Origin of the sequence: Halorubrum aidingense JCM 13560 (assembly GCF_000336995.1) — an archaeon.
GTDB lineage: Archaea > Halobacteriota > Halobacteria > Halobacteriales > Haloferacaceae > Halorubrum > Halorubrum aidingense.
This window is the reverse complement of sequence record NZ_AOJI01000003.1, coordinates 15,797-42,599: the sequence shown is the minus strand read 5'-3', so window position 1 is coordinate 42,599 and position 26,803 is coordinate 15,797. Positions and strand designations below refer to the sequence as shown.

The following is a 26,803-nucleotide window of genomic DNA, read 5'->3' as shown; positions in this document are numbered from 1 at the left end:
ATTCGCTCGTACGTGAGTTAGACAGATCGGTTGAGACTCACATCGTACACACGAAAACGGCTAAGTACGTTGGCTCACATTGTACACATAATGAGCACCAACAAAAAGCGCGTGCAATTTCGAGCCCCCAATCGTCTCATCGATCGGGCTGACGCGCTTGCCGCGGTTCTCGGAGAAGACCGGACAGACGTCCTGGTGACTGCACTTCGAGAGTATCTCCAAGATGCGACGCACGACGATACACTCGTCCAAGAGATCGCTGCCGCCTACTACGACGACGAAATCGCCTACGAGCAGCTCAAAGCACTCGTCGGCGCTGAAGAGGCAGCAAACCTTCGAGTGTTGAAACAGCAGTTGGACGAAGCGTTCATCGACGAGGTCGCCGGCGTATAGATGGCAGCGCTCGTCGCAGACACATCTGCACTCGTGAGTCTGGGGATCGCTACTGACGACGATCCCGACCCGCTCTCACTCTGTCTCTCCCGGTACGACGTCGTCGTTCCGACGGCGGTCATCGACGAACTCCGAGAGATTTCCTCGTACGATGATGTCCATGGACACGCCGCCTCCGTCGTGCTTGACCGATCAGATTCGTTCACGACGCAGTCGGTCAACCTCGATGCCGAGTTTCCGCTCGATGACGGTGAAAACGCGGCGGTCACTCTCGCGAACGAGCTCGGTGCTGCGCTTTTTCTCTGTGACGAGTTCAATCGACTTGGCTTGATCCACGCCTCACTCGCTGATACCCGGCTCGTCACGACACCGACGCTGCTCTCGGTTCTCGTTCGAACCGAACAGCTATCGGCTGCCGATGCTCGACTGCTCCTCGATGCAATTAGTGACACCCGTAGCTGGGAGGCGAACAGCTACGTGCAACGAGCTCACTCGTTGCTCGAGGATGTCTAACGACGGCTGTATTGAGGTGCTTTTGTGGGGATAACGCAGAGCTGGCAGTTTCTCAGACTGTTTCTGCAACGTCGAAGCAGAAACCCCTGACGAGTGGCCGAGAACGTTCACTTTCGGATGGCACCCGCTTATCTGAACACTCCCGCAAACCTAACTGTTGAATCTGAGTTTTGGATCTGAGACGAAGATATAAGATAAGAAAATAAGATTGGTGCCTAAGATGGAAACCTAAGACCGAGATCGGGGATGGATATCGATAAGGCGGTCGTGTCGTGGACACGAATAAAGCGGTCGTGTCGTGAACATGACTTCGATCGCGGATCGCGACGAACAGAGGAGAGCCGATCGCACGAATTGGCTCGAGACAGTCAGCGCTTACTCGAGTCAGTCAGCACTCATTCGAAGGAGTCGACACTCCGCTCCGTGCGACACTCCGCTCCATGAGACACACTTCTCCATGAGACACCCCTCTATCGATGTGTTCACTCCGCATCGGCAGACCTCGCCTGAGACACACACCCCTCTATCGATGTGTTCGACCGGTAGGTATCGACTGGATAACGGTCGGAAGTTGGCAACTTGCGGTCGACTATTGTGGAAATCGGCCGATCAAACCGTATGATACGCGCGATTAGAGCTGAATAGCGTCGGACAGCGTCGAACGACATGTGCGGTATTTTGTCGTTAGCAGGACCACAAAAACCGCGATGTCGAAACACATCGAACACATCGATAGAGGGGTGTGTGTGTTGTTTGTTGTTAGAAAAAGAAGAGAAGAGAGAAGAAAGAACGAACAAAGAGCAAACTAAAACGGGCGAGAGGATGCGTTGCGTGATCTAAGCGGCTCTCCGGCAGCTTCCGGCTATTCACTCGACCGAGTCACCCGACTCACCCCCCACCCACCAAAGACATCGAACACATCGATAGAGGGGTGTGTGTCTTCGACCTCGAGTCGGCTAACACATCGCCGGCCGTCATCGTGTTTTTGGGATCCAGTTGTTAATATCGGCTTCATAAAAGCGAACGAGAATCTGAAACGAGGGATCACACTTCGATAGGGGTGGGGAACCTTTTTAATACCAGCCTGTATCTGTCGTTCTATGGGTACTGACGACTCCGACGACTCCTCTGCTGAATCGGAGTCTCTGGAGGATGAGACTACGGCTCAAACCGATCTCGCGAGCGCGACGAAATCTGAGACATCATCTCAGCCATCATCTCAGTCATCATCTCAGCCATCACAAAACACATCACAAAACACATCACAAGACAATACATCACAAGACAATACACCACAAGACGACGCATCGCCGCACGTGACCGCCTCCGACCAGCCGTCCGCGGGGGACGCCGAGAGCTCCTCACAATCGATCGAGGATATGCTCCTCGAGTTCGACGAGCAGAAAGGGCTCATCCGCGACCGATCGCTTCTCGATCCGAACTATGTGGTCGAAGAGGACCGCATCGTCGGTCGCGACGCGCAGCTCCAAGAGGTCACGAAGATGCTCCGCGTTGCACTCGGGGACAACCGGCCGCCGAATCTGTTCCTGTACGGACCGTCTGGAACGGGTAAATCCCTCATCACGAAAGCCGTTTGTAACAACATCAGTCGCATCTGTGACTCTCGTGATATCCGGTTCGGCACTATCGAGGTGAATTGCCAGGACTTGGACACGCTCGGCGTCGCGGTGTACGAGCTCGCTCAACAGGCCGCGGACGAGGCCGGCGTCGAGGTTCAGGTTCCGAAACACGGGGTCGCGACCAAAGAGAAGTGGGACGAACTCTACCGCATCGTGAACCGGCACTTCGACTCGGTCGTGTTCGTTCTCGACGAGTTAGACATGCTCGTTGGCCGGCGAGATAAACAGGACCCCGCGTTCTCGCGGCTCCTGTACCAGCTCTCGCGAGCCGGTGCGAACGACGAACTGAACGCGTACATCTCGGTCGTCGCCATTTCGAACGACACGAAGATGATGGACGCGGTCGGGAGTCGCGCGGTCAGTTCGTTCACTCCGGAAGACGTCCACTTCGACGACTACGACGCGAACCAGCTTCAGGCGATCCTCCGGCGACGCCAGGACGCGTTCCACGACGACGTCGTCGACGACGACGTGATCCCGCTTGCGGCGGCGTTCGCAGCGCAGACGCACGGTGACGCGCGCAAAGCGATCGATCTCATGCGAGTCGCCGGCGAGCTCGCTGAACGCGAAGGCGATTCCCGCGTTCGCGAGGACCACGTCCGAGCCGCGCAGGCGAAAGTCGAGAAGAACCGGGTGTTAGAGGTGGTTCGCGGGATCAGCACGCAAAAGAAGCTCTGCCTGTACGCGACAGCGGCGGTCGCTTCACAAACGACCGACGGGACGGCTCGGAGTACGACCGGGTACCGAGTGTATCAGTACCTCACCGACGCGATCGACGCCGATCAGTACCACCAGGAAACGTACGTCAACAAGATGAAAGAGCTCACGACGTACTCGCTCGTCGATTTCGAACGACGGAGCCACGGCCCCAGTTCCGGGATGTTTCTCGAGTTTCAGTTCGGGGAACGGCCGGAAACGATCCTCGAAACGCTCCGTGAGGACTCCCGCATCGAGATGGTCTCCGAGAGCGAGGTTCAATCCGTCGTCAAAGCCCAGATCCGGAACCAAACGTAGCCGGATCGAACCACCGCTCGAAGTGTGACTCTCTGGTAGACACCCCTCTATCGATGTGTACAGTCAGTCTGTTATCAGTCCACAATTGGTAGTTCTGTTATTTTTCTCGCCTAACCTGTTTCAGCTGACTGGGGACACCCGACACCCCTCCATCGATGTGTGATTAGCAGGTAGAGAGCTTAAAAAGCTTTAATTCGGGGTTTAATCGTTACCGGTGGAAGGCCGTCTCGGAGGTCCGGAGTTAATTTCGCCAACCGATATCCTCCGAGAGACCCCTCTATCGATGTGTTTGAGAGCGTTACCTAGACACACCCCTCTATCGATGTGTAACCAAGGGCGGTTGCTCCCACACGCGCCCATCGACGGCGTCGAGTTCACGCCGAATCTGAGCGAGGGTGGTCGTCCGATGCCTGGGGTCTGGTGAGATCTCCGACAGGCAGTACGCGTTGACTCGGTGTGTCAGTACTGCAGTTCAAGAGCGGTTTCGCTCAGCTCGATAGCAGATCTTTTCTGACCACCCCTACCGCAACTTTATCCTGTTATGAAATCAACAATAATATCATATCCTCGTCTCAAAACAACATTTCTAAACACAATATATAATTTTGATATATATGCCGATATGTGATTGGATACTGATCCAAAGATCGGATCTGGAGATCGACCGAGAGCCAATTAACAATATAACCTTGGACTGCAGTTCGTGATTCACTGTGGTTCTGATTGTTGTCGATGTGATCATACTATTGGCTTCTGTATATCTATATGCTCCATATAGAATATTCAAAGTTAATTTCAACAAGTTATCTCACTTTTGTGTCTTTGATGAAGCTCCACCTTGACGGCACGTTCTCTCTCTACGGGATCGGTGAACTGCTCACAAATCGCTCTCTGAATTCGAACTCTCCACTGAGACAGCCGAACACACTATATATTCAATATATTATGTATGTCTGAATGTCTAATATTACTTACGGTTGAGTGCTATACTCGACGGAAATATAATTACGGCTTCGAACCTTCGCTGCCCGCCGAAATCGACACCCGAACGATCCCGCTCTCAGCGGCCGGCGTCGAGGCGGTTCACGTCACCGTCCCGTCGGTCGACACCCGCTCGCCATCGTCGGGCACGATGACGTCGTCCGTCGCCGCCCGCAGCTCCGCGCGCGTGAGCAAGCAGTGATTGATAGCTTCCATGTGGACGACTGCGACGACCGCATCGGTCGCGTCACGGACCGCCACCACGTCGTCGATCCCCATCGTGATCGGGCGGCCCTCGGTAAACCGCGCCGCTCCGCCGTTGAGAACGACGAGGTCCGGATCGTATCGATCGAGCGTCTCCGAGACGGCGTCGTACCAGACCGTGTCGCCCGCGACGTAGACCGTTTCGTCGCCCTCGAAGACGAACCCGGAGACCGGTCCCATCTCGGCCGCTAGCTCGCCGTGTCCGTGACGGCCCGGCGTCCGCGAGATCGTCACGCCGTCGAACGTCGTCTCCTCTTCCACGGGTCGCAGATCGGTGAACCCCTCCTCGGCGAACGCGTCCGCCTCCTCGGGCTGACAGAACAGGGGACCGTCCGCGTCGAGCGCCGCCTTCGCGGCGTCGTCGAAGTGGTCGGGGTGGCGGTGCGTGACGACGACCGCGTCGTGCGCGAGGTCGACGTCGGGCATCGCCACGAGGGGGTTTCGGCGATCGTTGGGGGTGTTCTGAATCGGCGGCAACGCGCCGGCGTCCGCGAACAGCGGATCGACGAGGAACGTCTTGTCGTCGACGGTGACGAGGGCGGTCGCGTTCCGGACGAGGCGGACGGTGGCGCTGGCGTTCGAGGGCATTCGACGCTCGATTGGCGTCCCGTCGTGTTGAGCCTTGCTACACGTGATCTCGCTCACGCCCCGCGTTCCCTAGTCCATCTCCCGCTTCACGCAGTACCAGTACGTCGGCCCGAAGAGCGCGAGACACCCCAACACGAGGAGGCCGTCGATCACGGCAATGGTGTATCCGGCCGTGCCGCGCTCTAAGAGCACCAACGGGAACACGAGCAACAACCCCATGACCGCACACACCGCCAGAATCAGGGGTATCTGGTCGCGTTGGCTGCATATCGCGTCGAGGAGTGCGTTTCTGCGGGTCATGGATCGTTGTGAGAATCGGTCGATAAAGACGTTCTGATCGTCGCTTCGGGTGTTCCGTCCCGACCGTGGCTTCGGGCGTTTCGTCCCGATCACGCCGGCTTGAGGCGGGGAGCCTCAGTCCTCGATCGCGCTGCTCTCCCAGTACTGGTGGTCTGGTTCCGATCTGAAACACGCGACCCGGTGAGAACGGCTGGAGTCCGCTCGATCGCTGGACGCTTCCAGATCGCTGAACTCCTCCAGCTCCGGCTGCAGCCGTGTACACGTCTCTCTCGCTTCCGGACACCGAGTGTGAAACCGGCAGCCGCTCGGCGGGTTGACCGGATCGGGGATGTCGATTTTGCGCATCGGCGGGTCGCTGGCCTCCGTCGCGTCCAGCGAGAGGTTCGGCGTCGCCCAGCGTAACACCTCCGTGTAGGGGTGCTGGGGATCCGCGATGAGACGCTCGGGCGGACCGACTTCGACCAAGTTCCCGAGGTACATCACCCCGACGCGGCCGTCGCCGTGTTCCGCGAAGTATCGCGCGTTAGAGAGGTCGTGTGACACGAAGACGAACGACGTGTTGAACTCCGACTGGAGGTCGAGCATCAGATCCATCATCTCGACCCGCAGGGAGACGTCGAGAGCGCTGATCGCTTCGTCGGCCAGTATCACGTCGGGGTTCATCAACAGCGCACGCGCGAGCGCGACGCGCTGTTTCTCACCCCCGCTGAGCTGATGGGGGTACCGGCTCGCGAAGTCGTGTGCCGGCGTCATCCCGACACGCTCCAGCAACGAGTGAATCCGTTCTCGACGCTCACCGGCCGTTATGTCGGGATGCGTCAGCCGGATCGGTTCCGCGAGCGTCTCGACGATCCGGCGGTTCGGATTCAGCGAGCTCCCCGGGTCCTGATGGATGATCTGCAACGACGACCGGACGTCCTTGAACGACAGGTCGGTGTTTCCGGCTTTCGTCTCCCAGATGTCCCGACCGCGGTACTTGATCGCCCCACCGGTCGGCTGCTGCAGTCCGATGATCGTCTTCCCGAGCGTGGTTTTCCCGCAGCCGCTCTCCCCGACCAGGGCGAGCACGTCGTTCTCTTCGATGGCGACGGAGATACCGTCGACCGCTTTGACGACGTCGGGGTCGTCGAACAGTTCGAGGATTCCCTGCTCTTTCTCGAAGTGCACCTCCACGTCCTCCGCGGCGATCAACGGCTCGGCGTCGGTCTCCGCGTCGGCGGTGTCACGAGCGCGGCTCATCGACGCTCACCTCCCGTCGACCGCCCGGCCTCGTCGCCCCCGGCAAAGCTCAGTGCGATCTCCTCTCGGGCCTGCTGCCAGTGGTGGCAGGCGACGGTGTGCTCGTCTTCGACCTGATCGAACGACGGCGCGTCTCGCGTACACGTTTCGGTCGCCAGCGGGCACCGATCGGCGTACGAACAGCCCGTCGGCACGTTCACCGGCGCCGGGCTCTTCCCGGGGATCGGCTGCATCTCCTCGAGCGGGGCATCGATGTTCGGCGTCGAATTGAGCAGCGCCCGCGTGTACGGGTGCGCCGACTCGCCGATGATCCGATCGCGGGGGCCCGCCTCGATGAGTTCGAAGGCGTACATGACGGCCATCCGATCGGCCAGCGACGCGACGAGGGGTAGGTCGTGGGTGATGAACACCATCGTCACGTCGTACTTCTCTTTGATGTCTTCGAGCAACAGGAGAATCGATCGCTGCATCAGCAGGTCCAGCGCGGCCGTCGGCTCGTCCATGACGAGGACCTCCGGCTCGAGCAGGAGGCTCAACGCGATGAGCGCGCGCTGTTGCATGCCGCCGCTGAGCTCGTGGGGGTACGAGTCGAGGACCCGTTCCGGATCGAGATACAGGTCCGAGAGGATCTCTCGCGCGAACTCCATCCCGTCCGGAACCGATTCGTTGTGTGCCTTGAGCGTGTCTTGGAAATGCGCGCCGACTTTCATCGTGGGGTTGAACGAACTCATGGCCCCCTGGAACACCATCGAGACGTCCGCCCATCGGTACTCCATGAGCTCGTCGTCGGTGAACTCCAAGATGTCGACGGTCGTGTGCTGATCGGGGTGATAGAGCACCTCGCCCGAGAGGTGGCCCGGTGCGGGGATCGCATCGAGCAGCGCCGAGGCGAGCATCGACTTCCCGCTCCCGCTCTCGCCGACCACGCCGAGTATCTCGTTGCGCTCGATCGAGAACGTCACGTCGTCGAGCACGTACGTCTCGCCGTCGTCGAACGTCACGCTCGCGTTCTTCACTTCCAAGATCGGATCTTCGACGGCGTCGTTCGAGCGATGCAGCCGTTCGGATGTGGTCGTCATTTAGTGGTCCTCCGTCATCGCCGCGTCGGTTTTGGTTCTGGTCGATTCGGAGTTTTCCGCCAGGCGCGTCCGGACGCGGGGGTTGAACACCCTGTCCATCCCCTGACCAAGCAGGATCAGCCCCAGCGAGAGCCCCATGATCGCGATCATCGGGAAGATCAGCCAGTGAGCGGCCTCCCACGTGAACAGGGCACCGCCGCTGTACGCGTAGTTCAGCGTCACGCCCCAGTTCTGTGCCGAGTACGGCAACACCCCGAGAAAGAACAGCCCGATAGACGCGAACACGACGTAGCGGGCCGCGAACACGAAGTTCACCGTGACGTACGGCATCAGGTTCGGGATGATGTCTTTCTGCAGGATCCGCGGCGTGCTCACGCCCATCGTCCGGGACGCCTCGACGTAGCTGTCCTCTCGGATCGTGAGGACCTGCGACCGCAGCGACCGCCCCAGGCCCGCCCAGTAGTTGATGTTGATCAGGATCCCGAGGACGATCGGGTTTTTCGGGTTGAACGTTACCGCCAGGATGATCACCAGTGGAAGGCCGGGAATCGCCATGACCACGTCGGAGATGGACATCAGGACGCGATCGACGACACCGCCTTTGTACCCCGCGAGGGTCCCGACGAGCACGGCGACGCCGGTCGCCCACACGCTTCCCGCGATGATCATCAGCAAGATGTCCGGCGTGGAGTGGATGATCAACGACAGCAGGTCGACGCCGGACATCGTCGTGCCGAGCGGGTAGTCCCAGCTCTGGAACGGGCCGGCGAGCTGTGTCGCCTGGTTCGTGGACGGGGCGCGGTAGAGATCGAAGACGGCGATCAGCGCCATTCCGAGATAGATACCGAGGATCAACAGCCCGATACGGGTCCGCCGGTCGGCCCACGCGACGATCGCCGGCTTGCGGATCCGTTCTTCGAAAAACTCGTCGGCGCGCTCCCAGCGGGTCACGTCGGCCGACACGCCGCTGTCGCTCCGCCAACTGACGTTCTCGTTCTCGTCGGCCTCAGTAGGCATCCGACTCACCTCGACTGATCCGCGGATCGATCATCCCGTAGGTGAGATCCGCGATGTAGACTCCGATCACCAACGCGACGGTGATGACGAGGAACGTCCCCATCATCAGCGGGTAGTCGTTGGACTCCAGGGCGGACCACATGTAGTACCCGAGACCGGGATACGAGAATATCTGTTCGAGGATCACCGTCCCGCCGAGTCGGAATCCCAACAGGAGGAGGAATCCGGTATATAAGGGGAGAATCGCGTTCCTCGCGACGTATCGAGTCGCGATTCGGCTGTCCGAGAGGCCCCGAAGCCTGGCGACCTCGACGTAATCGTTGCCCAGCACCTGAATGCTGTTCCCCCGCATCGCGAGCGCCTGGCCGCCGATCCCGGTGATCGTGTACGAGAAGATCGGCAGCGCGGCGTGGTGGAGCGCACTGGTAAAGAACGCCATGTTCACGCCCGTTTCGACGCCGACCCCGACCGTTCCGGCCGTCGGGAACCAGCCGAACTGGTACGCGAAGACGAACAGCGCGAGGACGGCGACGACGTAGAACGGCACCGACATGAGCGTGACCGACACTCCCGAAACCAGCTGATCGAACCGGGACCCCTCCCAGTACGCCTGAATCGCTCCGAGCAGAATCCCGAACACGAAGATCAGGACCGTCGAAACGAGGACGATGAACACCGTCCACGGCACCGCTTGCGCGATGATCCGAGAGACGGGCTCGCCGAGTGCGATCGACGTTCCGAAGTCGCCCTGCCCGGCTGCGAGCATGTAGTCGGCGTACTGTTCCCACAGCGGTGCGTCCGGTCTGATGTTCTGTAAGTTCGCGATCCGCGCGTCGACTTCCGACGCGGGCACGCCCTGTCTGAGGAGGTTCGCCCGAAGCAGCGAGAACGGGCCGCCGGGGAGCAGTCGGATCAGCCCGAACGACAGGCTGGCGACCAGAAACACGGTGACGAACATCCTGGCGGTCCGTCGCAAGTAGTAGTGTCCCATCTGTGTTGTGTGTGCGGTTAGCTAGTGTACGCGGTTGGTGCGTCCACGTTTCAATTCCCGCTCGCGGTGAATTCGCCGACCCGCGGCAGCCACTGGGACGCCCATTTGATCCCCAGGTTGGGGTTGTCCTCTTCGGGGGTGTTGAAGTTCTGCCCGCTGATCCACGTCTGCTCCTGTTTCTCCGTCACCGCGACGAAGGGGAGCGTCTGGTTGTGGTGCCACGCGACGCGACGGATGACGTCGGTCGCCTCGTCGTCGCTCGTCATCGACGTGATCTCTCTGATCTCTTCGAGCGGGTTGATCGTCATCTCGCCCGACCCGTCCATTGCCGGAATGGTCTTTTCGCCCGTCGGGAACGCGTGGCCGCCGTCGATGTCGGGACAGAGCATCTCCCACCGGAGCGGGTAAAACGGGAACGAGGACCGCGCGCCGCCCGGGAGCCAGTAGAACGCGCCGACTCCGAAGTTGCCCTCAATGTACCCGCCGTAGAAGTCGCTGATGGGCTTCGAATCGATCTCGAAATCGAACCCGAAGGCGTTCAACTGATCGACGACCGTGTTGGTCGCCGTCGTCCAGTCGGTCCACCCGCTCGGCGTCGCGTACTGCGCGCTGATCGACTCGCCGTTCTCGTCTTCCCACACGCCGTCGGTTTTCGTGTACCCGGCGTCGCGGAGCAGTTCGGCGGCGGCGTCCGTCTGTGACGCGGACGGCCCGTACGTCTCGAAGCGATCCATGTCGTCCCCGAGCCAGCGTTCCTGGTCGTCGACCGCGATCGCGGTAACGGCGTCGGGAACCGCCTTGGTCCGCGGCCCGGCGTTTTGAGCGACGTTCTCCCTGTTCACGACGTGCGCGATCGCCTGCCGGACGTTTTGCTTCCCGAAGTGCTCGTGCTCGTGGTTGAACACGATCCCGTATCCCCACTTGGCGGGCGTGTTGATCTCCTGTACGTGGTCGGGCATGCTGTTGGCGATGTTCGGCGGCGCGAACATGCTCGACATGGCGTCGAGTTCGCCGCCCCGCATCCCCTGCTGTAACGCGCTGTTGTCGGCCCGCTGGAGGATCTGTAGCTCGGTGAAGTTCACGTTGTCCGCGTTGTAGTACTCCTCGTTCCGCGTGAGCGTCCACGCCTGCTCGCTTTTGGACTCGAAGCTGAACGAGCCGTTTCCGACGACGTCCTCCTCCCACGCGAACTGCTGGACCTCGGCGGCGTCCTGATCGAGGTACTCCTCGTACACCGGGCTGTAGGCGTAGATCCGGTCGGACTGCGACCCGATCGCGTGTTTCAACAACAGCGGGTTCGTCTCCTCTTCGAGTTCGAACACGACCGTCTTGTCGTCCTCGCCCGCCTCAACGCTCTCCGCGAAGTCCCAGATCGCACCCGACGTCTTCTCTTCCAGCCGGAACTGCGTCACGAGGTCTTGAGCGGTGACCGGCTCGCCGTTGTCCCAGTTGAGGTCCTCTCTGATGGTCAGCGTGAACGTCTCGCCGTCGACGGACCAGTCTTCGAGTCCCACCATCTCGAACTCCTGCGTCTCGAAGTTGTACGCGACGAACCGCTCGAAGACGTGCGCCCCGACGATGTCGTCGTAGTTCTGGGTCGCGATCGGGTTGAGGTGCATGTTCGCGGGAACGCCGTTGTTCGTCGCGGAGACCATCGTGGTGTCGTAAACCTGTGACCCCGACGACCCGTCACCGCTCTCGGTGTCGTCCCCGTTCGAACTCCCATCGCTCCCGCTGCCCCCGTCGTCCCCGCCGCTCGTCCCGGAACAGCCGGCGAGTGCCGACGCACCCAGCACGCCCGCTGCTCGAACTAATCGACGACGATCAACGTAGATGTTACCACTGCTGTTACCGCTTGACATGTTCGTTCGCTCAGAACCGTTATCACTTTATAAATCATTTTATAAATTAATTTATAATATATAGATTTCATATACTGGCCGTTTGGACTGTCGGTCAGGCCCGTCGAGAGTCGCCTACGCGTCCGAAACCGGGCCGAGGCGCAGAGGTTCACTCCGTCGCCGGCGAATCCGATCGTCCCGGATCCGGACCGTATCAGCTCTCCACCGAAGATTTATAAACGGGTGCAAAGAGGTCTGTGGTATGGCAGATTCAGCGGAGCGCTTAGCGTATCGCGACGACTCGCTTTCGACGACGCAGCGGGTCGAGGACCTCCTCGATCGGATGACGGTCGCGGAGAAAGCCGGTCAGCTCGTCGGGACGTGGGCCGGTGACCTCGACACGACGAAGGGGGTCGAAGACGTCGAGTCGGAGGTGATCGACCACGGGGTCGGGGCGGTCGCGTCCTTCGGCTGGGCGGGGGCGCTCGACACGCGGCTCGACGATGTCGTCGAGACGGTGAACCGGCTCCAAGAGGTCGCGCGAACCGAGACGCGGCTCGGAATCCCGCTGCTGTTCAACGTCGACGCCGTCCACGGCCACGCGTACGTCGCCGAAGGGACCGCGTTCCCGAACGGCCTCGGGATGGCGGCCGCCCGGAACGAATCGCTCGCCGAGTCCGCGGCCGATATCACGGCGACGGAGGTCCGAGCGACGGGTGCACACCAGAACTACTCGCCCACCTGCGACGTCGCCCGTGACCCTCGGTGGGGGAGAACGTTCGAGACGTTCGGCGAGAGCCCCTTCCTCTGTGGCGAACTCGCCGCCGCGAAGGTCCGCGGCTACCAGGGCGACGACCTCGGCGCGTCCTCCTCGGTGATCGCCACCGCGAAACACTTCCCGGCGTACGGCGAGCCCGTCCGCGGTGAAGACGCGTCACCGGCGGAGGTCTCGGAGTACGCCCTCCGGAACGTCTTCGTCCCGCCCTTCGTCGAGGCGCTCGAGGCGGGTGTCGCGTCGGTGATGCCCGCGTACAACGCGACCGACGGCGAACCCGCTCACGGGTCGCACCACCTCCTCACCGAGTACCTCCGCGGCGAGTTGGGCTTCGACGGGACGATCGTCTCCGACTGGAACGGCGTTCGAATGCTCCACGACGACCACCGCGTGACGGCCGATCACCGCGACTCGGTCCGCCGGACGCGCGAGGCCGGACTCGACCTCGCCTCCGTCGACGCCGTCGCTCACGCCGAACACTACCGGTCGCTCGTCGCGGACGGCGAACTCCCCGAGTCGCTCCTCGACGAGAGCGTCCGGCGGGTGCTGCGTCTGAAGTTCGAACTGGGGCTGTTCGAAGACCCGTTCGTCGACGCGACGGCCGCCGACACCGCCGTCGGCGCCGACGACCACAGACACCACTCGTTGGAGGCCGCTCGGCAGTCGATGACGCTGCTCTCGAACGACGGCTCCCTGCCGCTCGACGCTGACGCCGACGTCCTCGTCACCGGTCCGAACGCCGATAATCCGATCAATCAACTCGGCGGCTGGAGCGTCCCGGAACCCGAGGGAACGGACGTCGTCACGATCCGAGACGCCGTCGAATCGATGTCGACGGGAACGGTCTCGTACGAGCGCGGCGCGGGTATCGCCAAGCCGGACGACATCGAGGCCGCGGTGGCGGCCGCCGAGACCGCCGACGTGGCGATCGTCGCGCTCGGGGAAAACTGGTACCTCCACGAGTTCGGCCCCAACGCGCTCAGCGGCACCGGCACCGACGAGTTCCCCAACCGAACGGCGCTCGAACTCCCCGACGCGCAGCGCGAACTTGTCGAGGCGATCGACCGGACGGGTACCCCGGTGGTCGGCGTTCTCGTCACGGGCCGGCCGCTCGCCGTGAACTGGCTCGCCGACCACGCCGCGGGGCTCCTGATGGCGTACTACCCCGGAACGATGGGCGGCCGGGCGGTCGCCGAGACGCTCTTCGGGGAGAACGACCCGAGCGGTCGGCTCCCGATCTCGATCCCGCGCTCCGCCGCTCACCTCCCGACGCGGTTCAATCACATGCCTCATCCGACGCCGATCGGTCCCGACGAGCACCTCGACTCGTACGATCCGCTGTTCCCGTTCGGTCACGGCGAAAGCTACGCGACGTTCGAATACGGCGAAATCGACGTGGACGAGACGACGATCGAGCCGGACGGGTCGACGACCGTGCGCCTCCCCGTGTCGAACACGAGCGACCGGCGCGGGACCGCGGTCGTGGACCTGTACGTGCGGCCCGACGTCAGCTCGCGGGTACGGCCGGTACGGGAACTCCGCGGCTTCGACCGCGTGTCACTCGCGCCAGGCGAGACGGGGACGGCGGAGATCGCGCTCACGGCGGAATCGCTCGGTCTCGCCCGGGCCGACGGAAGCCGGTCCGTCGAGCCGGGCACCTACACGATCGAAATGGCCGATCGGAGCGCGACCGTGACCGTCGCGCGGCCCGACGAGTAACGCTACCCGCTCGTCTCGGTATCCGCGGCGGCGTCCAACGGGAAGTCGATCGATTCGATGCTGATCCGGTGGGCCTCGATATCCTCGTACACCGCGCCCCACGAACCGACCGAGAGCGTTTCCTCGCCCGTATCGATGAACACCGTCGCATAGCTGGAGAGGTCTTCTAACGCGAGGTGGTTCCGCTCGCTCGCGAATCGAGTCGGGTAGAACGCGCCGGTGAGTCGTCCGCGAACGACGCAGTCCTGCCGGCTTCGGATGTAATTTCCGTGGATCTCGACGCCGACGTCCGCGCCGTCGTCGAACAGCGGCACGACGTCTCGCATGAACTCCTCGAGCGAGTCGTACTCGGTCCACGATACGCCACCGTCGAACAGGGGGTCCCACATGTGCCACTGGCAGCTCACGAAGTACCAATGGGTGATGAACGAGAGGATGTGGTCGTTGATCAGGACCCCGTAGTCCTCGTCGGCTCGCGTGTTCGGCGTGAAAAACAGCCAGTGGCGGTCGATGATCGACAGGAACGGACCGGGAATCGTTCCGACTCGAATGTTGAGGGCGGTGTCCTCGAGCCCTAACGACGCGGCTTTCTCGCGGAGATCCGGCTCGGCGTAGAGGTGTATCCGCACGAACACCCCGCGCTCGGCAGCGGCTTCGAGTTCGGGCAACAGCAGCTCGAGCTGTTCGAGCGTCATCGTGAACTCGGCGGTCACGGCCGCCTCGTTCAGCTGGGCACGGACCCGTTCGTACACGGTCTCGGGCCGTTTTACCACGCCGACCCGGTGCTCGTCGTGGTCCGGCTGCTCCCACCGCTCCTCGAGTTCGTCGGCCGCGCTGGTCAACAGCGAGCCGCGCGACCGGAGTTCGGCCAGCATCTCGGACGGCTCGCGCGGCTTCGCGCGGAGTCGCTCGCCGTCGATCGTCTCGACGAACCCCCGTTCCTCCAGCGACCGGAGCGTGTCGTACACCTGCGACGTCGGTATGTCGGACTTGCTCGACACGTCGACGGCGGCCAGTTCGCCGTGCTCGATCAGCGTTAGATACGCGGCCGCTTCGTACTTTTTGAGCTCGGTGTTTTCGAGCGCCCGGCGGAGTGCGTCGGCGTCCATACCCCCGTTCTGTGGGCCGCTTACAAATAACCTCGTGGGGCTCAAATCCGTCAGACATGTCTAATAGTTTATCACAAATCCGTACATATATTTTTGACATACCGTGTCGAGATGAGATACTCCCGCTCTAGAAGCATCTTATGGACTGTGTCTCTATGATTGTAGAATTTCATATTTTATATTATGTTTTCTCGATTTTCGGTCCTCGCTGTTTCGTATTATTTGTGATACTAGCGCCGTATTACAGATCGCTATACGCCCGCCTCTCGCCGAGTGCGGTTCTCGAACGAGACGCTGGCGAGGTCGACTGTGGGACACGCAACCACTCTCGATCCGGCCGGGGCGAGTCGATCTTCGCTCTACATTACAACTGTACAATTGTAATCCACGCTGATCGAGAGGTCGAACTGCGGGACGGCATTCGGACGGCGCCGGTGGACGCACGGTCGCTTTCGATATACCAACACTCACGGGATAACCACACCATTCATCGTTATGAAACGGACCTTCGCTGCTCCCGGCCGATACACCCAAGCTGCGGGCGCGTTGACGCAACTGGGCGATCAGGCGGTGCGACACGGTACCTCGACGCTCGTGATCGCCGACGATACGGCTTGGGACTTGACCTCCCAGGCCGTCGAGGAGCGCTTCGACGCCACGGTCGGAACCGCCGAGCGCGTGCGGTTCGGCGGTGAGTGTACCGCCGTTGAAATCGACCGTCTCACTACCGATGACGTACGCGTGGAACTCGACCACGGTCGGTGTGAAAACCGAAGAAACGGTACTCATCGCCGACGACCGCATCGAAGTCCTCTCGGACACGGGGGACGTACCGACGCGAACCGCCGAAGCCGTCGGCTTTGACGTCGAAATACCCGTTGCGGATCTCCTTTCGCAGTAGCTCACAGCTCAAAAGATACGATAACTTACTATTCTCTAATTCTGTTATCTATTCTGTTGGTTCTAAGCGCTTCTTTTATTACTGTAAAAGGACCCACGAACTTATCACAAAAATCGCTATTATCTTACTGTCCATATTTATATTCTGATAAATATGATGTATATTAATAAGCCATCTACCTCGGGTAGATGTCTATACTCATGAAAATTTGGAAGTTTTCTCAACTATCTATTTATAAACTATTTTCTCATCGACCGGATGGTCCATCTCACTCCGCGTCGAGCGCCGAAAGCGTGAGTAAGGCGAGACCGCCTCTGCTCGTGCGTCGGTCAGGCGAAGATCCCGGTCGGCCGCGCGGCGGTTTCGGCTTCCCGATCCGTTTTGAGAAAGTATCTTAACGGCGGTTCTTATATGAACGGTATGCACCTCCTCTGCGTTGATGATGACGCAGATATCTTGGATCTCACGGTCACGTTTCTGGAACGCAAACTCCCGACGGCCACGATACACACCGCGACGCACGTCGACGAGGCGCGAACGCTCATCGAGACGGAACCCATCACGTGCGTCGTGAGCGACTACGAGATGCCGGACCAGACCGGCCTCGCGTTCTTGCGCGCGGTCCGCGAGGACCACCCGTCGCTACCGTTCATCCTCTTTACCGGGCAGGGATCGGAGTCGATCGCCAGCGACGCCATCTCCGCCGGCGTCACCGATTACTTACAGAAGGGCGGCCCGGAGCAGTACGACCGCCTCGCCGCGCGCGTCCGTCACGCCGTCGCCGAGTATCAAACGGAACACGAACTGCGGGAACGGGTCAAAGAGCTCACCGCGATTCAGGCCGTCAGCGACCTGCTCGCCGACGGCGACGGCCAGTCCCTCGCGGAGCTCGAACAGGTCGTCGCGTCCCTCCCGCAGTCGCTCCAGTTCCCCGAGACCGCGGTCGCGTCGCTCGTCGTTGACGACGACGAGTTCACCTCGCCCGGGTACGAGCCGCCCGCTCGGAAAATCTCCGCACACGACGTCACCACCGCCGGCAACGAGCTCGCGCTCACGGTGGGCTACGCGACTGACCCCGCGCCCGAGTCGGACGACGTCTTCCTCCCCGAAGAGCGAGCGCTCCTCACCACGATTTTGCAGTTGGTCACGGCGTACCTCGACCGGCGACACGTCCTGTCGGACCTGCGAGAGGCGGACCGGCGTCTCACCCTTATTCTCGAACACGCGACCGCAGTGATGTACCTCAAGGACACCGACGGTCGGTACGTGTTCGTGAACGCGGAGTACGAGCGGCTGTTCGGGCTGGGAAACGAGGAACTCGTCGGGCGCCGTGACGCCGATCTCTACCCCGCCGACGTGGTCGAGGCCGTCGAAGCGAACGACCGGCGCGTCGTCGAGACGGGCGAGCCGATCGAAGTCGAAGAGCGGATCGCGGTGCAGGGCGAAGACCGGACCTACCTCTCGTTGAAAGTTCCGGCGCTGAACGACGCCGGCGACGTGGAGGGCGTGTTCGGCGTCTCGACCGAAATAACTGACCAGAAAAAACGAGAACGGCAACTCGAAGCGCTCAACCGCACGATCCCGCGATTGCTGTCCGCCGAGACCGCCGAGGAGGTCGCCGAACGCGGGGTCACCGCCGCCCGTGAGATCTTGAACCTCCAGGCGAACGCGATCCACCTGTACGACGCGGAGCGTGCGGCGCTCGTTCCCGCCGCGTACACGGACACGGTGACGGAACTCATCGGCGAGCCTCCGTCGTTCCACGCCGGCGAGAGCATCGCCTGGCGGGTCTTCGACGACGGGATCGCGACGGCCATCGACGACATCCGGACCGACCCCGACATCTACGATGCGGAGACGCCGATCCGAAGCGAACTCCATCTCCCGCTCGGCGAGCACGGCATCCTGATCGCTGGCTCGCCCACTCCCGCCGCGTTCGACACGCAGGACGTGACGATCGGTGAACTACTCGCCGCCCACCTCGTCACCGCGCTCACCCAGGTCAACACCAAACGGGAGTTACGCGACCGGGAAGCGGAGTTGGAAGCGCAAAACGAGCGGCTCGAACAGTTCGCCAGCATGGTCTCACACGACCTGCGCAACCCGATCTCTATCGCGCGCGGGCACCTCGATTTATACCGGGAGGCGGGCGACGAGTCGCACCTCGAACCGGTCGACACGGCGCTGACCCGAATGCAGGACCTCGTCACAGACCTCACCGCGCTCGCACGCCACGGGATGCCCGACGTGGACCACCAGCCGGTGTCGTTACCCGACGTCGCGAGCGACGCGTGGGAACTGATCGACACGCGGTCGGCGACGCTCTCGACGGAGCCGTGTACGGTGACCGGTGACGAAAGCCAACTCGCGGCGCTCTTCGAGAACCTGTTCCGAAACGCGGTCGGCCACGGCGGCGCGGACGTGACCGTCCGCGTCGGCCCGCTCGACGACGGGGCCGGCTTCTACGTCGAGGATTCCGGCGACGGCATTCCCGAGGACGAGCGTGACGACGTGTTCGATCACGGGTATACGACGGGGTACGGCGGCAGCGGGATCGGGCTCACGATCGTCTCCCGCATCGCCCAGGCTCACGGGTGGGCGGTCACGCTCACGGACGGCACGGACGGCGGCGCGCGGTTCGAGTTTCGGGCCGCGAGCGACGAGTCCGAGTCGGCTTGACTCTCCTCACGCGTGGCGGGCACGCACCCGCTGACCGACTCGATCGGCCGTTTTGAGCGCGTCGCGAACCATCGGCGACGTGACCTCGAACGGCTCGTTGTGGATCGTCTCCTCGGGGTCGCACGCGGCGTTGGCGACCGTTTCGAGCTGTGCCGTCGTCGGGTCGTCGAGCCCGATGTCGGAGAGCGTTACCGGCAGGGACAGCGCCAGCGAGAACTCCGCGTAGTCCTCGATGAACGCGTCGTCGCGGCCCTCGAGGACCAACTGCGTCAGCGTTCCGACGTTCACCTTCTCCCCGTGCGTCGCGTGGTGCGTCGCGTCTAACTGCGTCAACCCGTTGTGTATCGAGTGCGCGGCGGCCAGCCCACCGCTCTCGAAGCCGAGCCCGCTGAGCAGCGTGTTCGCCTCCGTCACGGCCGAAACGCTCTCCGTGACCGCACCCTGTTCGACGCCGTCGACGGCCGTGATCGCGTGTTCGCGGAGCGTCTCGTAGCAGAGTTCCGCTAGCCGGTGTCCCGCCCGCGTGGGGGTTCCACCGACGACGTTCTCCCCGGCCGATCGGCGCGTCGCGTCGGCCTCGAACCACGTCGCGAGTCCGTCGGCGATTCCGGATCGGAAGAACCGGGCGGGCGCGTCCGCGATGATCGCCGTATCGACCAGCACGAGGTCGGGGTGTCGCTCGTAGAACCAGTACGACTGGAACTCCCCCGCTTCGCTGTAAATGACCGACAGGGCGCTCGTCGGAGCGTCGGTCGAGGCGACGGTCGGCATCGATACCATCGCTCCGCCGGTCTCTTTGCGGACGGCTTTCGCCGTGTCGAGCGCCTTTCCCCCGCCGGCGCCGATGACGACGTCGGCACCGTGCTCGTCGACGGCCGCCGCGATGCGTTCGATCTCCGACTCCGACGCCTCGCCGTTGAACTCGAGTGACCGCGCTCCCAACCCCGCCGCTTCGAGACTGTCGAGGACCCGATCCCCGACCAGGTCGAGGACGACTTTGTCGGCCAACAGAACGCACTCGCTTCCGAGCGAGTCGACGTGCGTGCCGATCGCGTCGGCGACTCCGCGGCCTTGGACGTACGACGCCGGCGATTTGAATACGTGAGACATACTCGTACATCACACACAACCTTCATAAATATTCGTGACTAAGTCCCTCGTAGACCGATCCACGGCCGTCGGGGACCCGATCCGCCGAACGATTCAACTGGCTGTCCGACGAAGGACCCACCGGAAGCACACCGCTGAGGTAACACCGCATGTTCACAAACAGAACCGACGCCGGCCGACAACTCGCGGACGTCCTCGACGATCACGACCTTGAGGCCGATATCGTCCTCGCGGTGCCGCGCGGGGGGCTCCCGGTCGGGCGAGTCGTCGCGGACCGCCTTCGCGTCCCCCTCGACATCGTCGTCGCCCGGAAGCTCGGGGCGCCACAGAACTCGGAGCTCGCCGTCGGGGCCGTCGCCAGCGACGGGACGGTCTGGCTGAACGACTCGCTGATCGCCCAGTTCGGCGTCGACGACGCGTCTCTCGACGCGCAGATCAAGCGCGAGCGCCAGACCGCACGGGCGACCGTCGAGCGCTATCGGGGTGACCGCCCTCCGCTCGACGTCGACGGCAAGCGGGTGGTGGTCGTCGACGACGGCGTCGCGACCGGCGCGACCACGATCGCGTGTCTCCGGCAGATCCGGGCCGCGGGCGCCGAGCACGTCGTCTTGGCCGTCCCGGTCGCACCCCCCGACACGGCCGAACGGCTCCTCGCGGAAGCCGATGCGGTGATCTGCGTCGAAACGCCGCCGCACTTCAGCTCGGTCGGCCAGTTCTACGAGTCCTTCGAGCAAGTTTCAGACGATGAAGCCGAAGCGTACCTCGAGCCCGACACCGGGTGACCCCGTCGCGATCCGCTCTTGTCGGCCGCTATCGGCCATTTAAATAGATAACTCACCGCAATTCCCGATCTGCGACTATATAACTGATCGATTAGACGGAGTCTCCGAGTAGAACGACTTCAACTTCCGGAACCGATCAAAACTATCGCACGATACTAGCAACTCAACCGCGTGTCGACACGCGCTCTAACTACCACTTCTACAGATATACACGATCTCTGAGTATTACGCATCTGGACCGGCCCCCAAACGTCGATCCACGCGCGGCGAGACGTAGCCGTGTAGTCGTCGAGCGACACGTCTCGAGAACGCGTCGTCACCGATCGACGCACGGTCCGAGTCACGGACGACTGGCTCTGCCGTCTTACCATCGATAACCTGAGCGCGCTTCGCCGAGTCCCGCAGGCCCACGGCGTCCCCAGCTGTAGCTCCCGATTCCGCTGTTGCTGTGGGTGGTCGCAACCGGCTGTGCCGCCGCGAACCCCTGATCACCGTGCCGAGGCCAGCGGTGGGCGCGGCGGTACTAATTATATAATTTATAGCACATGACTCTAAAGATTTAACATTTCATACTATATCTCTCGTCGATCGTTCGGCGGGTGCAACTCGGTGCGCCGGTCGGTTCTTCGACCCGCACCGGCGGCGCCGGGCCTGTCCGGCTGCCATACTCATTACAAGCATGCGATTGTAATTGAATACGTCTCTGAAATGCCGCCGCGATGCCCGTCGGGATCGCCCTCGAGGCTGTTCCGATCGTTGACCGCCCGCATCCGTCCCTTCCCTCGTCGGTATCTTTCCTCGTCGGTACCATCCCTTTTTCTGCGTGTTTGCCCCAAATAATCACTATTGATCATCTATATTATGTCCCGCGATGCGGGACGGACTACGGCGGATACCTGTCTCATCTGTAGTATCTTTCTACGAACTTCCGCCGAATAGCGGGCGTTCCTCGAAAATCGCTCGAACGGCCGCCCCGCCTGTGGACCCACTCTTCGCTTCATCATCCCGCATTGCGGGATTTCCATCTCTCGGTACCGTACAGATGCTCGATTCACGGCGATATACTGCCGTAAAACGGGGGATTGCTCTGATAACCGAGTCAAATATCTCTAATTCGGGTATACGTCAATTTACAAGTACTCGATGTTCAACTCGATCTCGTTAACGGTACCCAACAGGAGGTTCGGTAGCTCCTCGTGGAAGTAGTCGCCCGTCAGGCGGTTGGCCGGTCCCGACACGCTGATCGCTCCGAGCACCGTGTCGCTCCCGTGTCGGATCGGTACGCCGACCGCCCGAAGCCCGACGGTCGACTCCTCGTCGTTGAACGCGTACCCCCGATCTCTGACGGTTTCGAGCTCCGCGTCGAGCGCTTCTCGCTCGGCCGTTTCGGGAGCGGCGGTCCCGTCGAGGATCTGCTTTCGGCGGTCGGCCGGCAGATTCGCCAGGATCGCCTTTCCCGCCGCGCTCACGTGTAGCGGGCCGCGCTTGCCGATCGTCGCGTCCGTCTTGACGGCGTCGGGGCCCGCGTGGGTGTACATGTACACCCGCTCGCCGTGCTCCTCGGTGATGAACTGGACGCGTTCCGACGTCTCCTCGCTCAGCTGTCTGACTTTCCGGTGTATCAGTTCGTTCGCGGGGAGCGTCTCCCGTCGCCGTCCCCCGTGCGTCAGGAACCGGAGGCTCAACGCGTACTCGTTCCCGTCGCGAACGATGTACCCGCGCTCGTGTAGCGTGGTGAGGTGGCGGTGTGCCGTGCTCGTCCCGATTCCGACCCCGTCGGCGACCGCGTCGATGCTCGCCGACCCGGCCTGATGGAGGAACTGGACGATGTCGAGTGTCGTCTCGACCGCTTTGACCCGCGACCGGTCCGACGTGTCTGTCATATCGTCACAAAAACGACCGAGGGTAATAATTGTCCCGCATCGCGGGACGAGACGGATGTCAATTCATTACGACCGATTCGCTTGGAAGCCCCGGTCGGTCGATTTTCGCCCCCCGAACGCGAGTCGCTATGCGAGCGGCGGGGCGGCGGCGTTCACTCCGGGCGGTAGTATCCCGTCCCGTCCATCAGCCGACGCTGGGTCCGGTAGACGGTCACCGACTCGACCGCTGGGACCGACTGATCGACCTCGGCGGTCGCCGCCATCGTCCCCTTCGGGTGCCCGAGCGTGACCGTCGAACCGGGGTCGTCGGCGACTTCGTTGGGGATCGTTCCGGGAAGCTGTGCCGCCGCAGCGGTACAGGAGACGCCGGTGACGGCGTACACCGGGTGGAGTTTCCCCATGCTCATGTACCTCGCCGTCAGGTCGATCTCCTCGGCCGCGACGTCGCCTCCCTCCGGCGTCGTGTAGTCCGTCGGCGGGGCCACGAAGACGAGTTTCGGGTAGCCGGGCGTCTCGATCGAGGCGTCCTCGGGAGTGTCCACGAAGCCGAGTTCGACCGCGACCGTCCCTCGGATCCGTTCGAGTCGCTCGAGCAGGTCCGCGTCGCCGTCGATCTCCGCGCGACCCTCGGTGGCGGTGAGTCCGATGTCCGCCGCGCGGACGAACGCGATCGGGGTCGTGACGTCGAGCACGGTGGTCTCGATCGTCTCCCCGTCGACGTCGATTTCGATCGTCGGGCCGCCGAGCGGGAACAAGCCGTCCGTCATCGCGCCGGCCGGATCGTGGAACGTCGTGTCGATCTGCGCGCCGGTTCCCGGCACGCCGTGGATCTTGAAGTCGCCGACGCTCGCCGCGCGGCCGTCACACAGCGGCACCGTCTGAGTGATATCGGCGTCGGTGTTCGTGTTGTACAGCGCTATCGTCACCGCGTCGTCGTCGTCATCGACCGGGACCATCCCCTCGTCGACGGCGAACGCGCCGATCGCACAGGTGAGGTTCCCGCAGTTCCCCCCGTAGTCGACGACCGCGTCCTCGACGGCCACCTGCCCGAACGTGTAGTCGATGTCGACCCCCTCGCGATCGCTCGGGGAGACGATCATCAGCTTCGAGGTCGTCGACGTCGCACCGCCGAGCCCGTCGATCTGCCTGTCGTCGGGACTGCCGAACAGCGAGAGGATCGCCTCGTCGCGGTTCTCGGCCGGCAGGTTCGCTCGGGGAATGAACACGCCCTTGCTCGTGCCGCCGCGAACGATGGAACACCCGATCGCGCGCTGGTCGCCGACCAGTTCGTCGCTCATTCCGCCGCTCCGACGTATTCGGCGGTCTCCTCGGCGGCGATCTTCCCGAACACGGCCCCGTTCGCGAGGCCGGTTCCGCCCGGGTAGTTGTCGAAGAACAGCCCTCCGGTGGTGTTGCCCGCGACGTACAGCCCCGTGATCGGGCGGCCGATGGTGTCGAGCGCGCGGGCGCGGTCGTCCGTCGCCGCGCCGCCGAAGCCGAATGTGATCCCGCCGGTGACCCGGTATCCGTGGTAGGGGGGCTCATCGAGCGGCAGCGCCCAGTTGGACTTCTCGAGATCTAGCCCGTCGGTGTGGTTTCCGTCGAGCGAATCGGGGTCGAACTCTCCGGGGTCCGTCGCCGCGTTGAACGCGTCGACCGTCGCGGCGCCCTCTTCGGGCTCCTCGCAGCCGAGTTCGGTGAGCACTTCCTCGACGGTGTCGCCGGTCACCCAATCGCCCGGCCCGGTCGCGCGCATGTGCTGTTTCAGCGGGTCGTCGATGACGATGAACGCCTCGTGGCCGGGCTCCTCGAAGATGATCCGGCCGAGCTTGGCGTACGTGTGCGCCCGGGCGTCCTCGCCCTCGTCGAAGAAGCGCTCGCCATCGTGGTTCAACAGCACGCCATACTGGTACCCGTCGACGCGGTTCGCTCCGCCCTCGTAGTCGGGCGACTCGCTGTCGATGAGCGCCATGTGGGCGCCGCCCCACTGGCCGTCCGCGCGGGCCCCCGCGTCGAGGACCATCTCGATCCCCTCGCCGGTGTTGTACCGGCTGCCGCGGACCTTCATCGCGTCGTAGTCGGAGCCGTAGTACCGGGTCCGCTTCTCCTCGCTCGACTCGTAGCCGCCGGCGGCGACGATCACGGCGTCGGCGTGGTATTCGACGTCACCGTCGTCGTTGCGCGCTCGGATCCCCGACACCGCACCGTCGTCGAACAGGATCTCGCGGGCCTCGGTGCGGTACTCGAACGTCGCGCCCTCCTCTTCGGCGGCTTCCACGAGGTCCGCGACGAGTTCCTCGCCGTCGAAGAACGTCCGCGCGACCGTGTATCCGACGTTGAGCGGCTCCATGTCCCAGCTCACCCCGCGCTCGGTGAGCCAGTCGATCGTGGGGCCGATGTTGTCGACGATGGTCCGGGCCAGGTCCTCGTCGGCCCGTCCGTTCGTCTGTTTCATGATATCCGCGTAGAAGTCGTCGGGCGTGTAGTCGTCGATGTTGTACTCGTACCCGTACTCCTCGAGGTTCGAATCCGACGACGCGACTCTGAACGATTCGCTGTGTCGCGTGTGCCCGCCCCGCTTCGCTTTCGGCGACTTCTCGATGACAGTGACGTCGAGTCCCCGCTCGACCGCGCGATTGGCCGCGCTCAGCCCGGCGATCCCACAGCCGACTACGACGACATCCTGGTCGGTGACGATTTGCATCTCCAGTGATCATCTATGATGAACGGACATAGACGTTTCGTCCTCCCGTTGTCATCACCTGTTCTCACCGTCGTTGTCGCCGTCGTTGCCACCGTCGCTATCGCCGTCGTTGTCGCCGCCCGAGGATATATTCGTGCGGCCGCTGAGGGGAGCGGTATGGACGCAGTCGTGATAGACGAGTTCGAGTCGTTCGACGTCGCCGATATCCCCCGCCCGGAGCCGAGCACCGGAGAGGTCCTCATCGACGTGTCGCGAGTGCAACTGAGCGTGACCGAGTGCCTGCTCTACCGCGGCGAGTCGGTCGCCCACTACGACGCGGTGAAACGCCAGATCCGGGACGCAGATTCCGGCGTACAGCTGTTCGGCCACGAGTTCTGCGGGGTCGTCGCCGAGTGCGGCCCGGACGTCGACGACTACCAGGTCGGCGACCGCGTGTACGCGCCCGGCAAGATCCACTGCGGAGAGTGCCCGTACTGCCGGTCCGGGTACGAGAACTACTGTCCGAACACCGAGGCGATCGGCTACGATCGCCCGGGGGCGCTCGCGGAGTACGTTCGACTCCCGGTCGAGCCGATCCAGCGGATCCCGGAGGGCGTCTCCGACGCCGAGGGCGCCGCGCTCCAGCCGCTCGCGAGTTCCGTGCTGTGCGTGGCCGACGCCGAGATCGATCCCGGCGACGACGTGCTCGTCATCGGCGCCGGCGTCATGGGGTTCCAGTGCGCTCTGCTCGCGAAGCGCTTCGGAGCGAGAACGGTGTACGCCGCAGACGTCCGGGACCGGCCGCTGGAACTCGTCGCGGCCAACGGCGCGATCCCGATCGACGCGACCGAGACCGATCCCGTCATGACGGTTCGCGAGGCGACCGGGGGACTCGGAGCAGACGTGGCGATCGAAGCGGTCGGCGGCACCCAGTCGCACGCGACCGCCGGCGACGACCCGCTCGCACAGGCGTTCCGCGCAGTCCGTCGCGGCGGGACGGTCCTGCAGGTCGGTCACATCTCGGGCGACGTCGAGACGACGCCCCGCGCCGCCAGATCGAAGGCTGTCCGCTTCGAGAACCCGCGGAAGGGCGTCGCCGACCTCGGCCCGGGAGTCGACACGGGGACGCTCGCCGGCGAACTCGTCGCGAGCGGCGCGGTCCCGATCGAGGAGAACGTCACCCACGAGTTCGCCGGTCTCGACTCGTTCGGGACTGCCGTGGACGTCACGCTCGACAAGGGGGCACACGACGCGCTCGGCCCGGCACAGATCGTTCTCGACTGATACGCGCTCCCCTCCGAA

At 62.9% G+C, this 26,803-nt stretch carries 20 protein-coding genes and 1 pseudogene; 9 read left to right on the top strand and 12 right to left on the bottom strand.

Annotated features, from left to right (window positions below; translation table 11 throughout):
- Positions 1-90: 90 nt before the first annotated feature.
- The 4 genes and pseudogenes from C461_RS01165 (at position 91) to C461_RS01155 (ending at position 3,560) form a co-directional block, all read left to right on the top strand.
- The gene (locus tag C461_RS01165; protein WP_007997881.1) at positions 91-393 is read left to right on the top strand and encodes a hypothetical protein; all 303 of its coding nucleotides are present in this window, start codon (positions 91-93) and stop codon (positions 391-393) included.
- Entirely contained in the window at positions 394-906 is a 513-nt protein-coding gene (locus tag C461_RS01160; RefSeq protein WP_007997880.1) for a hypothetical protein, read from the top strand. It abuts the gene before it with no gap.
- A gap of 34 nt (positions 907-940) precedes the next feature.
- Positions 941-1,042: pseudogene (locus tag C461_RS16015) on the top strand (IS6 family transposase); the annotation flags it as partial.
- A 964-nt stretch (positions 1,043-2,006) separates the two neighbouring features.
- Positions 2,007-3,560 carry an orc1/cdc6 family replication initiation protein gene (locus tag C461_RS01155; protein ID WP_193365797.1) on the top strand — a complete coding sequence of 518 codons (1,554 nt, stop codon included), beginning with the start codon at positions 2,007-2,009 and terminating at the stop codon, positions 3,558-3,560.
- A gap of 1,083 nt (positions 3,561-4,643) precedes the next feature.
- Here the strand turns inward: C461_RS01155 and C461_RS01150 are convergent.
- The 7 genes from C461_RS01150 to C461_RS01120 all read right to left on the bottom strand — a co-directional run bounded on the left by C461_RS01150 (position 4,644) and on the right by C461_RS01120 (position 11,815).
- On the bottom strand, positions 4,644-5,393 hold the full coding sequence (locus tag C461_RS01150; protein WP_007997878.1) for an MBL fold metallo-hydrolase: 750 nt from the start codon (positions 5,391-5,393) through the stop codon (positions 4,644-4,646).
- Between the two features lie 69 nt (positions 5,394-5,462).
- Positions 5,463-5,693: a hypothetical protein gene (locus tag C461_RS01145; RefSeq protein ID WP_007997877.1), complete on the bottom strand. Its 231-nt coding sequence runs from the start codon at positions 5,691-5,693 to the stop codon at positions 5,463-5,465.
- Between the two features lie 114 nt (positions 5,694-5,807).
- Positions 5,808-6,932, bottom strand: coding sequence for an oligopeptide/dipeptide ABC transporter ATP-binding protein (locus tag C461_RS01140; RefSeq protein ID WP_007997876.1), 1,125 nt, complete (start codon positions 6,930-6,932; stop codon positions 5,808-5,810).
- A complete protein-coding gene (locus C461_RS01135; RefSeq protein ID WP_007997875.1) occupies positions 6,929-8,011 on the bottom strand; it encodes an ABC transporter ATP-binding protein in 1,083 nt (360 codons plus the stop codon). The genes C461_RS01140 and C461_RS01135 overlap by 4 nt, the downstream gene beginning before the upstream one ends.
- Positions 8,012-9,028 (bottom strand): ABC transporter permease, encoded by a 1,017-nt coding sequence (locus C461_RS01130; protein ID WP_007997874.1) that lies wholly within the window; start codon positions 9,026-9,028, stop codon positions 8,012-8,014.
- Positions 9,018-10,019 (bottom strand): ABC transporter permease, encoded by a 1,002-nt coding sequence (locus C461_RS01125; RefSeq protein ID WP_007997873.1) that lies wholly within the window; start codon positions 10,017-10,019, stop codon positions 9,018-9,020. The genes C461_RS01130 and C461_RS01125 overlap by 11 nt, the downstream gene beginning before the upstream one ends.
- A 50-nt stretch (positions 10,020-10,069) precedes the next feature.
- Positions 10,070-11,815, bottom strand: coding sequence for an ABC transporter substrate-binding protein (locus tag C461_RS01120; RefSeq protein WP_007997872.1), 1,746 nt, complete (start codon positions 11,813-11,815; stop codon positions 10,070-10,072).
- A gap of 307 nt (positions 11,816-12,122) precedes the next feature.
- On the opposite strand from C461_RS01120, the gene C461_RS01115 reads away from it, so the two are divergent.
- Positions 12,123-14,354: a glycoside hydrolase family 3 N-terminal domain-containing protein gene (locus C461_RS01115; RefSeq protein ID WP_007997870.1), complete on the top strand. Its 2,232-nt coding sequence runs from the start codon at positions 12,123-12,125 to the stop codon at positions 14,352-14,354.
- A 2-nt stretch (positions 14,355-14,356) separates the two neighbouring features.
- Here the strand turns inward: C461_RS01115 and C461_RS01110 are convergent, their stop codons facing one another.
- Positions 14,357-15,463, bottom strand: a complete 1,107-nt coding sequence (locus tag C461_RS01110; protein WP_007997868.1) for a TrmB family transcriptional regulator — start codon at positions 15,461-15,463, stop codon at positions 14,357-14,359.
- Between the two features lie 730 nt (positions 15,464-16,193).
- Between C461_RS01110 and C461_RS14945 the strand changes: the two genes are divergently transcribed.
- Both C461_RS14945 and C461_RS01105 read left to right on the top strand, forming a co-directional pair.
- Positions 16,194-16,364, top strand: coding sequence for a hypothetical protein (locus tag C461_RS14945; protein ID WP_007997866.1), 171 nt, complete (start codon positions 16,194-16,196; stop codon positions 16,362-16,364).
- 420 nt (positions 16,365-16,784) lie between these two features.
- Positions 16,785-19,043, top strand: coding sequence for a PAS domain-containing protein (locus C461_RS01105; RefSeq protein WP_049906189.1), 2,259 nt, complete (start codon positions 16,785-16,787; stop codon positions 19,041-19,043).
- Positions 19,044-19,049: 6 nt separating this feature from the next.
- Here C461_RS01105 and C461_RS01100 read toward each other — a convergent pair whose 3' ends face one another.
- On the bottom strand, positions 19,050-20,153 hold the full coding sequence (locus C461_RS01100; protein ID WP_007997863.1) for a glycerol dehydrogenase: 1,104 nt from the start codon (positions 20,151-20,153) through the stop codon (positions 19,050-19,052).
- A gap of 149 nt (positions 20,154-20,302) precedes the next feature.
- Here C461_RS01100 and C461_RS01095 point away from each other — a divergent pair, with 149 nt between their 5' ends.
- The gene (locus C461_RS01095; protein ID WP_007997861.1) at positions 20,303-20,935 is read left to right on the top strand and encodes a phosphoribosyltransferase; all 633 of its coding nucleotides are present in this window, start codon (positions 20,303-20,305) and stop codon (positions 20,933-20,935) included.
- A gap of 1,130 nt (positions 20,936-22,065) precedes the next feature.
- Here C461_RS01095 and C461_RS01090 read toward each other — a convergent pair.
- The 3 genes from C461_RS01090 to tcuA all read right to left on the bottom strand — a co-directional run bounded on the left by C461_RS01090 (position 22,066) and on the right by tcuA (position 25,522).
- Positions 22,066-22,818, bottom strand: coding sequence for an IclR family transcriptional regulator (locus tag C461_RS01090; RefSeq protein WP_007997860.1), 753 nt, complete (start codon positions 22,816-22,818; stop codon positions 22,066-22,068).
- Between the two features lie 152 nt (positions 22,819-22,970).
- Positions 22,971-24,116: a 2-methylaconitate cis-trans isomerase PrpF family protein gene (locus C461_RS01085; protein ID WP_007997857.1), complete on the bottom strand. Its 1,146-nt coding sequence runs from the start codon at positions 24,114-24,116 to the stop codon at positions 22,971-22,973.
- A complete protein-coding gene (gene tcuA, locus C461_RS01080) occupies positions 24,113-25,522 on the bottom strand; it encodes an FAD-dependent tricarballylate dehydrogenase TcuA (RefSeq protein ID WP_007997855.1) in 1,410 nt (469 codons plus the stop codon). The genes C461_RS01085 and tcuA overlap by 4 nt, the downstream gene beginning before the upstream one ends.
- A gap of 156 nt (positions 25,523-25,678) precedes the next feature.
- On the opposite strand from tcuA, the gene C461_RS01075 reads away from it, so the two are divergent.
- Positions 25,679-26,785 (top strand): zinc-dependent alcohol dehydrogenase, encoded by a 1,107-nt coding sequence (locus C461_RS01075; RefSeq protein ID WP_007997853.1) that lies wholly within the window; start codon positions 25,679-25,681, stop codon positions 26,783-26,785.
- Positions 26,786-26,803: the final 18 nt, after the last annotated feature.

Excerpts from the sequence above, each read along its gene's own strand:
- C461_RS01135 (WP_007997875.1), bottom strand. The coding sequence starts at position 8,011 with ATGACGACCACATCCGAACGGCTGCATCGCTCGAACGACGCCGTCGAA.
- C461_RS01165 (WP_007997881.1), top strand. The coding sequence starts at position 91 with ATGAGCACCAACAAAAAGCGCGTGCAATTTCGAGCCCCCAATCGTCTC.
- C461_RS01145 (WP_007997877.1), bottom strand. The coding sequence starts at position 5,693 with ATGACCCGCAGAAACGCACTCCTCGACGCGATATGCAGCCAACGCGAC.
- C461_RS01095 (WP_007997861.1), top strand. The coding sequence starts at position 20,303 with ATGTTCACAAACAGAACCGACGCCGGCCGACAACTCGCGGACGTCCTC.
- C461_RS01090 (WP_007997860.1), bottom strand. The coding sequence starts at position 22,818 with ATGACAGACACGTCGGACCGGTCGCGGGTCAAAGCGGTCGAGACGACA.
- C461_RS01155 (WP_193365797.1), top strand. The coding sequence starts at position 2,007 with ATGGGTACTGACGACTCCGACGACTCCTCTGCTGAATCGGAGTCTCTG.
- C461_RS14945 (WP_007997866.1), top strand. The coding sequence starts at position 16,194 with ATGACGTACGCGTGGAACTCGACCACGGTCGGTGTGAAAACCGAAGAA.
- C461_RS01115 (WP_007997870.1), top strand. The coding sequence starts at position 12,123 with ATGGCAGATTCAGCGGAGCGCTTAGCGTATCGCGACGACTCGCTTTCG.
- C461_RS01085 (WP_007997857.1), bottom strand. The coding sequence starts at position 24,116 with ATGAGCGACGAACTGGTCGGCGACCAGCGCGCGATCGGGTGTTCCATC.
- C461_RS01130 (WP_007997874.1), bottom strand. The coding sequence starts at position 9,028 with ATGCCTACTGAGGCCGACGAGAACGAGAACGTCAGTTGGCGGAGCGAC.
- C461_RS01140 (WP_007997876.1), bottom strand. The coding sequence starts at position 6,932 with ATGAGCCGCGCTCGTGACACCGCCGACGCGGAGACCGACGCCGAGCCG.
- C461_RS01125 (WP_007997873.1), bottom strand. The coding sequence starts at position 10,019 with ATGGGACACTACTACTTGCGACGGACCGCCAGGATGTTCGTCACCGTG.
- C461_RS01160 (WP_007997880.1), top strand. The coding sequence starts at position 394 with ATGGCAGCGCTCGTCGCAGACACATCTGCACTCGTGAGTCTGGGGATC.
- C461_RS01105 (WP_049906189.1), top strand. The coding sequence starts at position 16,785 with ATGCACCTCCTCTGCGTTGATGATGACGCAGATATCTTGGATCTCACG.
- C461_RS01150 (WP_007997878.1), bottom strand. The coding sequence starts at position 5,393 with ATGCCCTCGAACGCCAGCGCCACCGTCCGCCTCGTCCGGAACGCGACC.
- C461_RS01100 (WP_007997863.1), bottom strand. The coding sequence starts at position 20,153 with ATGTCTCACGTATTCAAATCGCCGGCGTCGTACGTCCAAGGCCGCGGA.
- C461_RS01110 (WP_007997868.1), bottom strand. The coding sequence starts at position 15,463 with ATGGACGCCGACGCACTCCGCCGGGCGCTCGAAAACACCGAGCTCAAA.
- tcuA (WP_007997855.1), bottom strand. The coding sequence starts at position 25,522 with ATGCAAATCGTCACCGACCAGGATGTCGTCGTAGTCGGCTGTGGGATC.
- C461_RS01075 (WP_007997853.1), top strand. The coding sequence starts at position 25,679 with ATGGACGCAGTCGTGATAGACGAGTTCGAGTCGTTCGACGTCGCCGAT.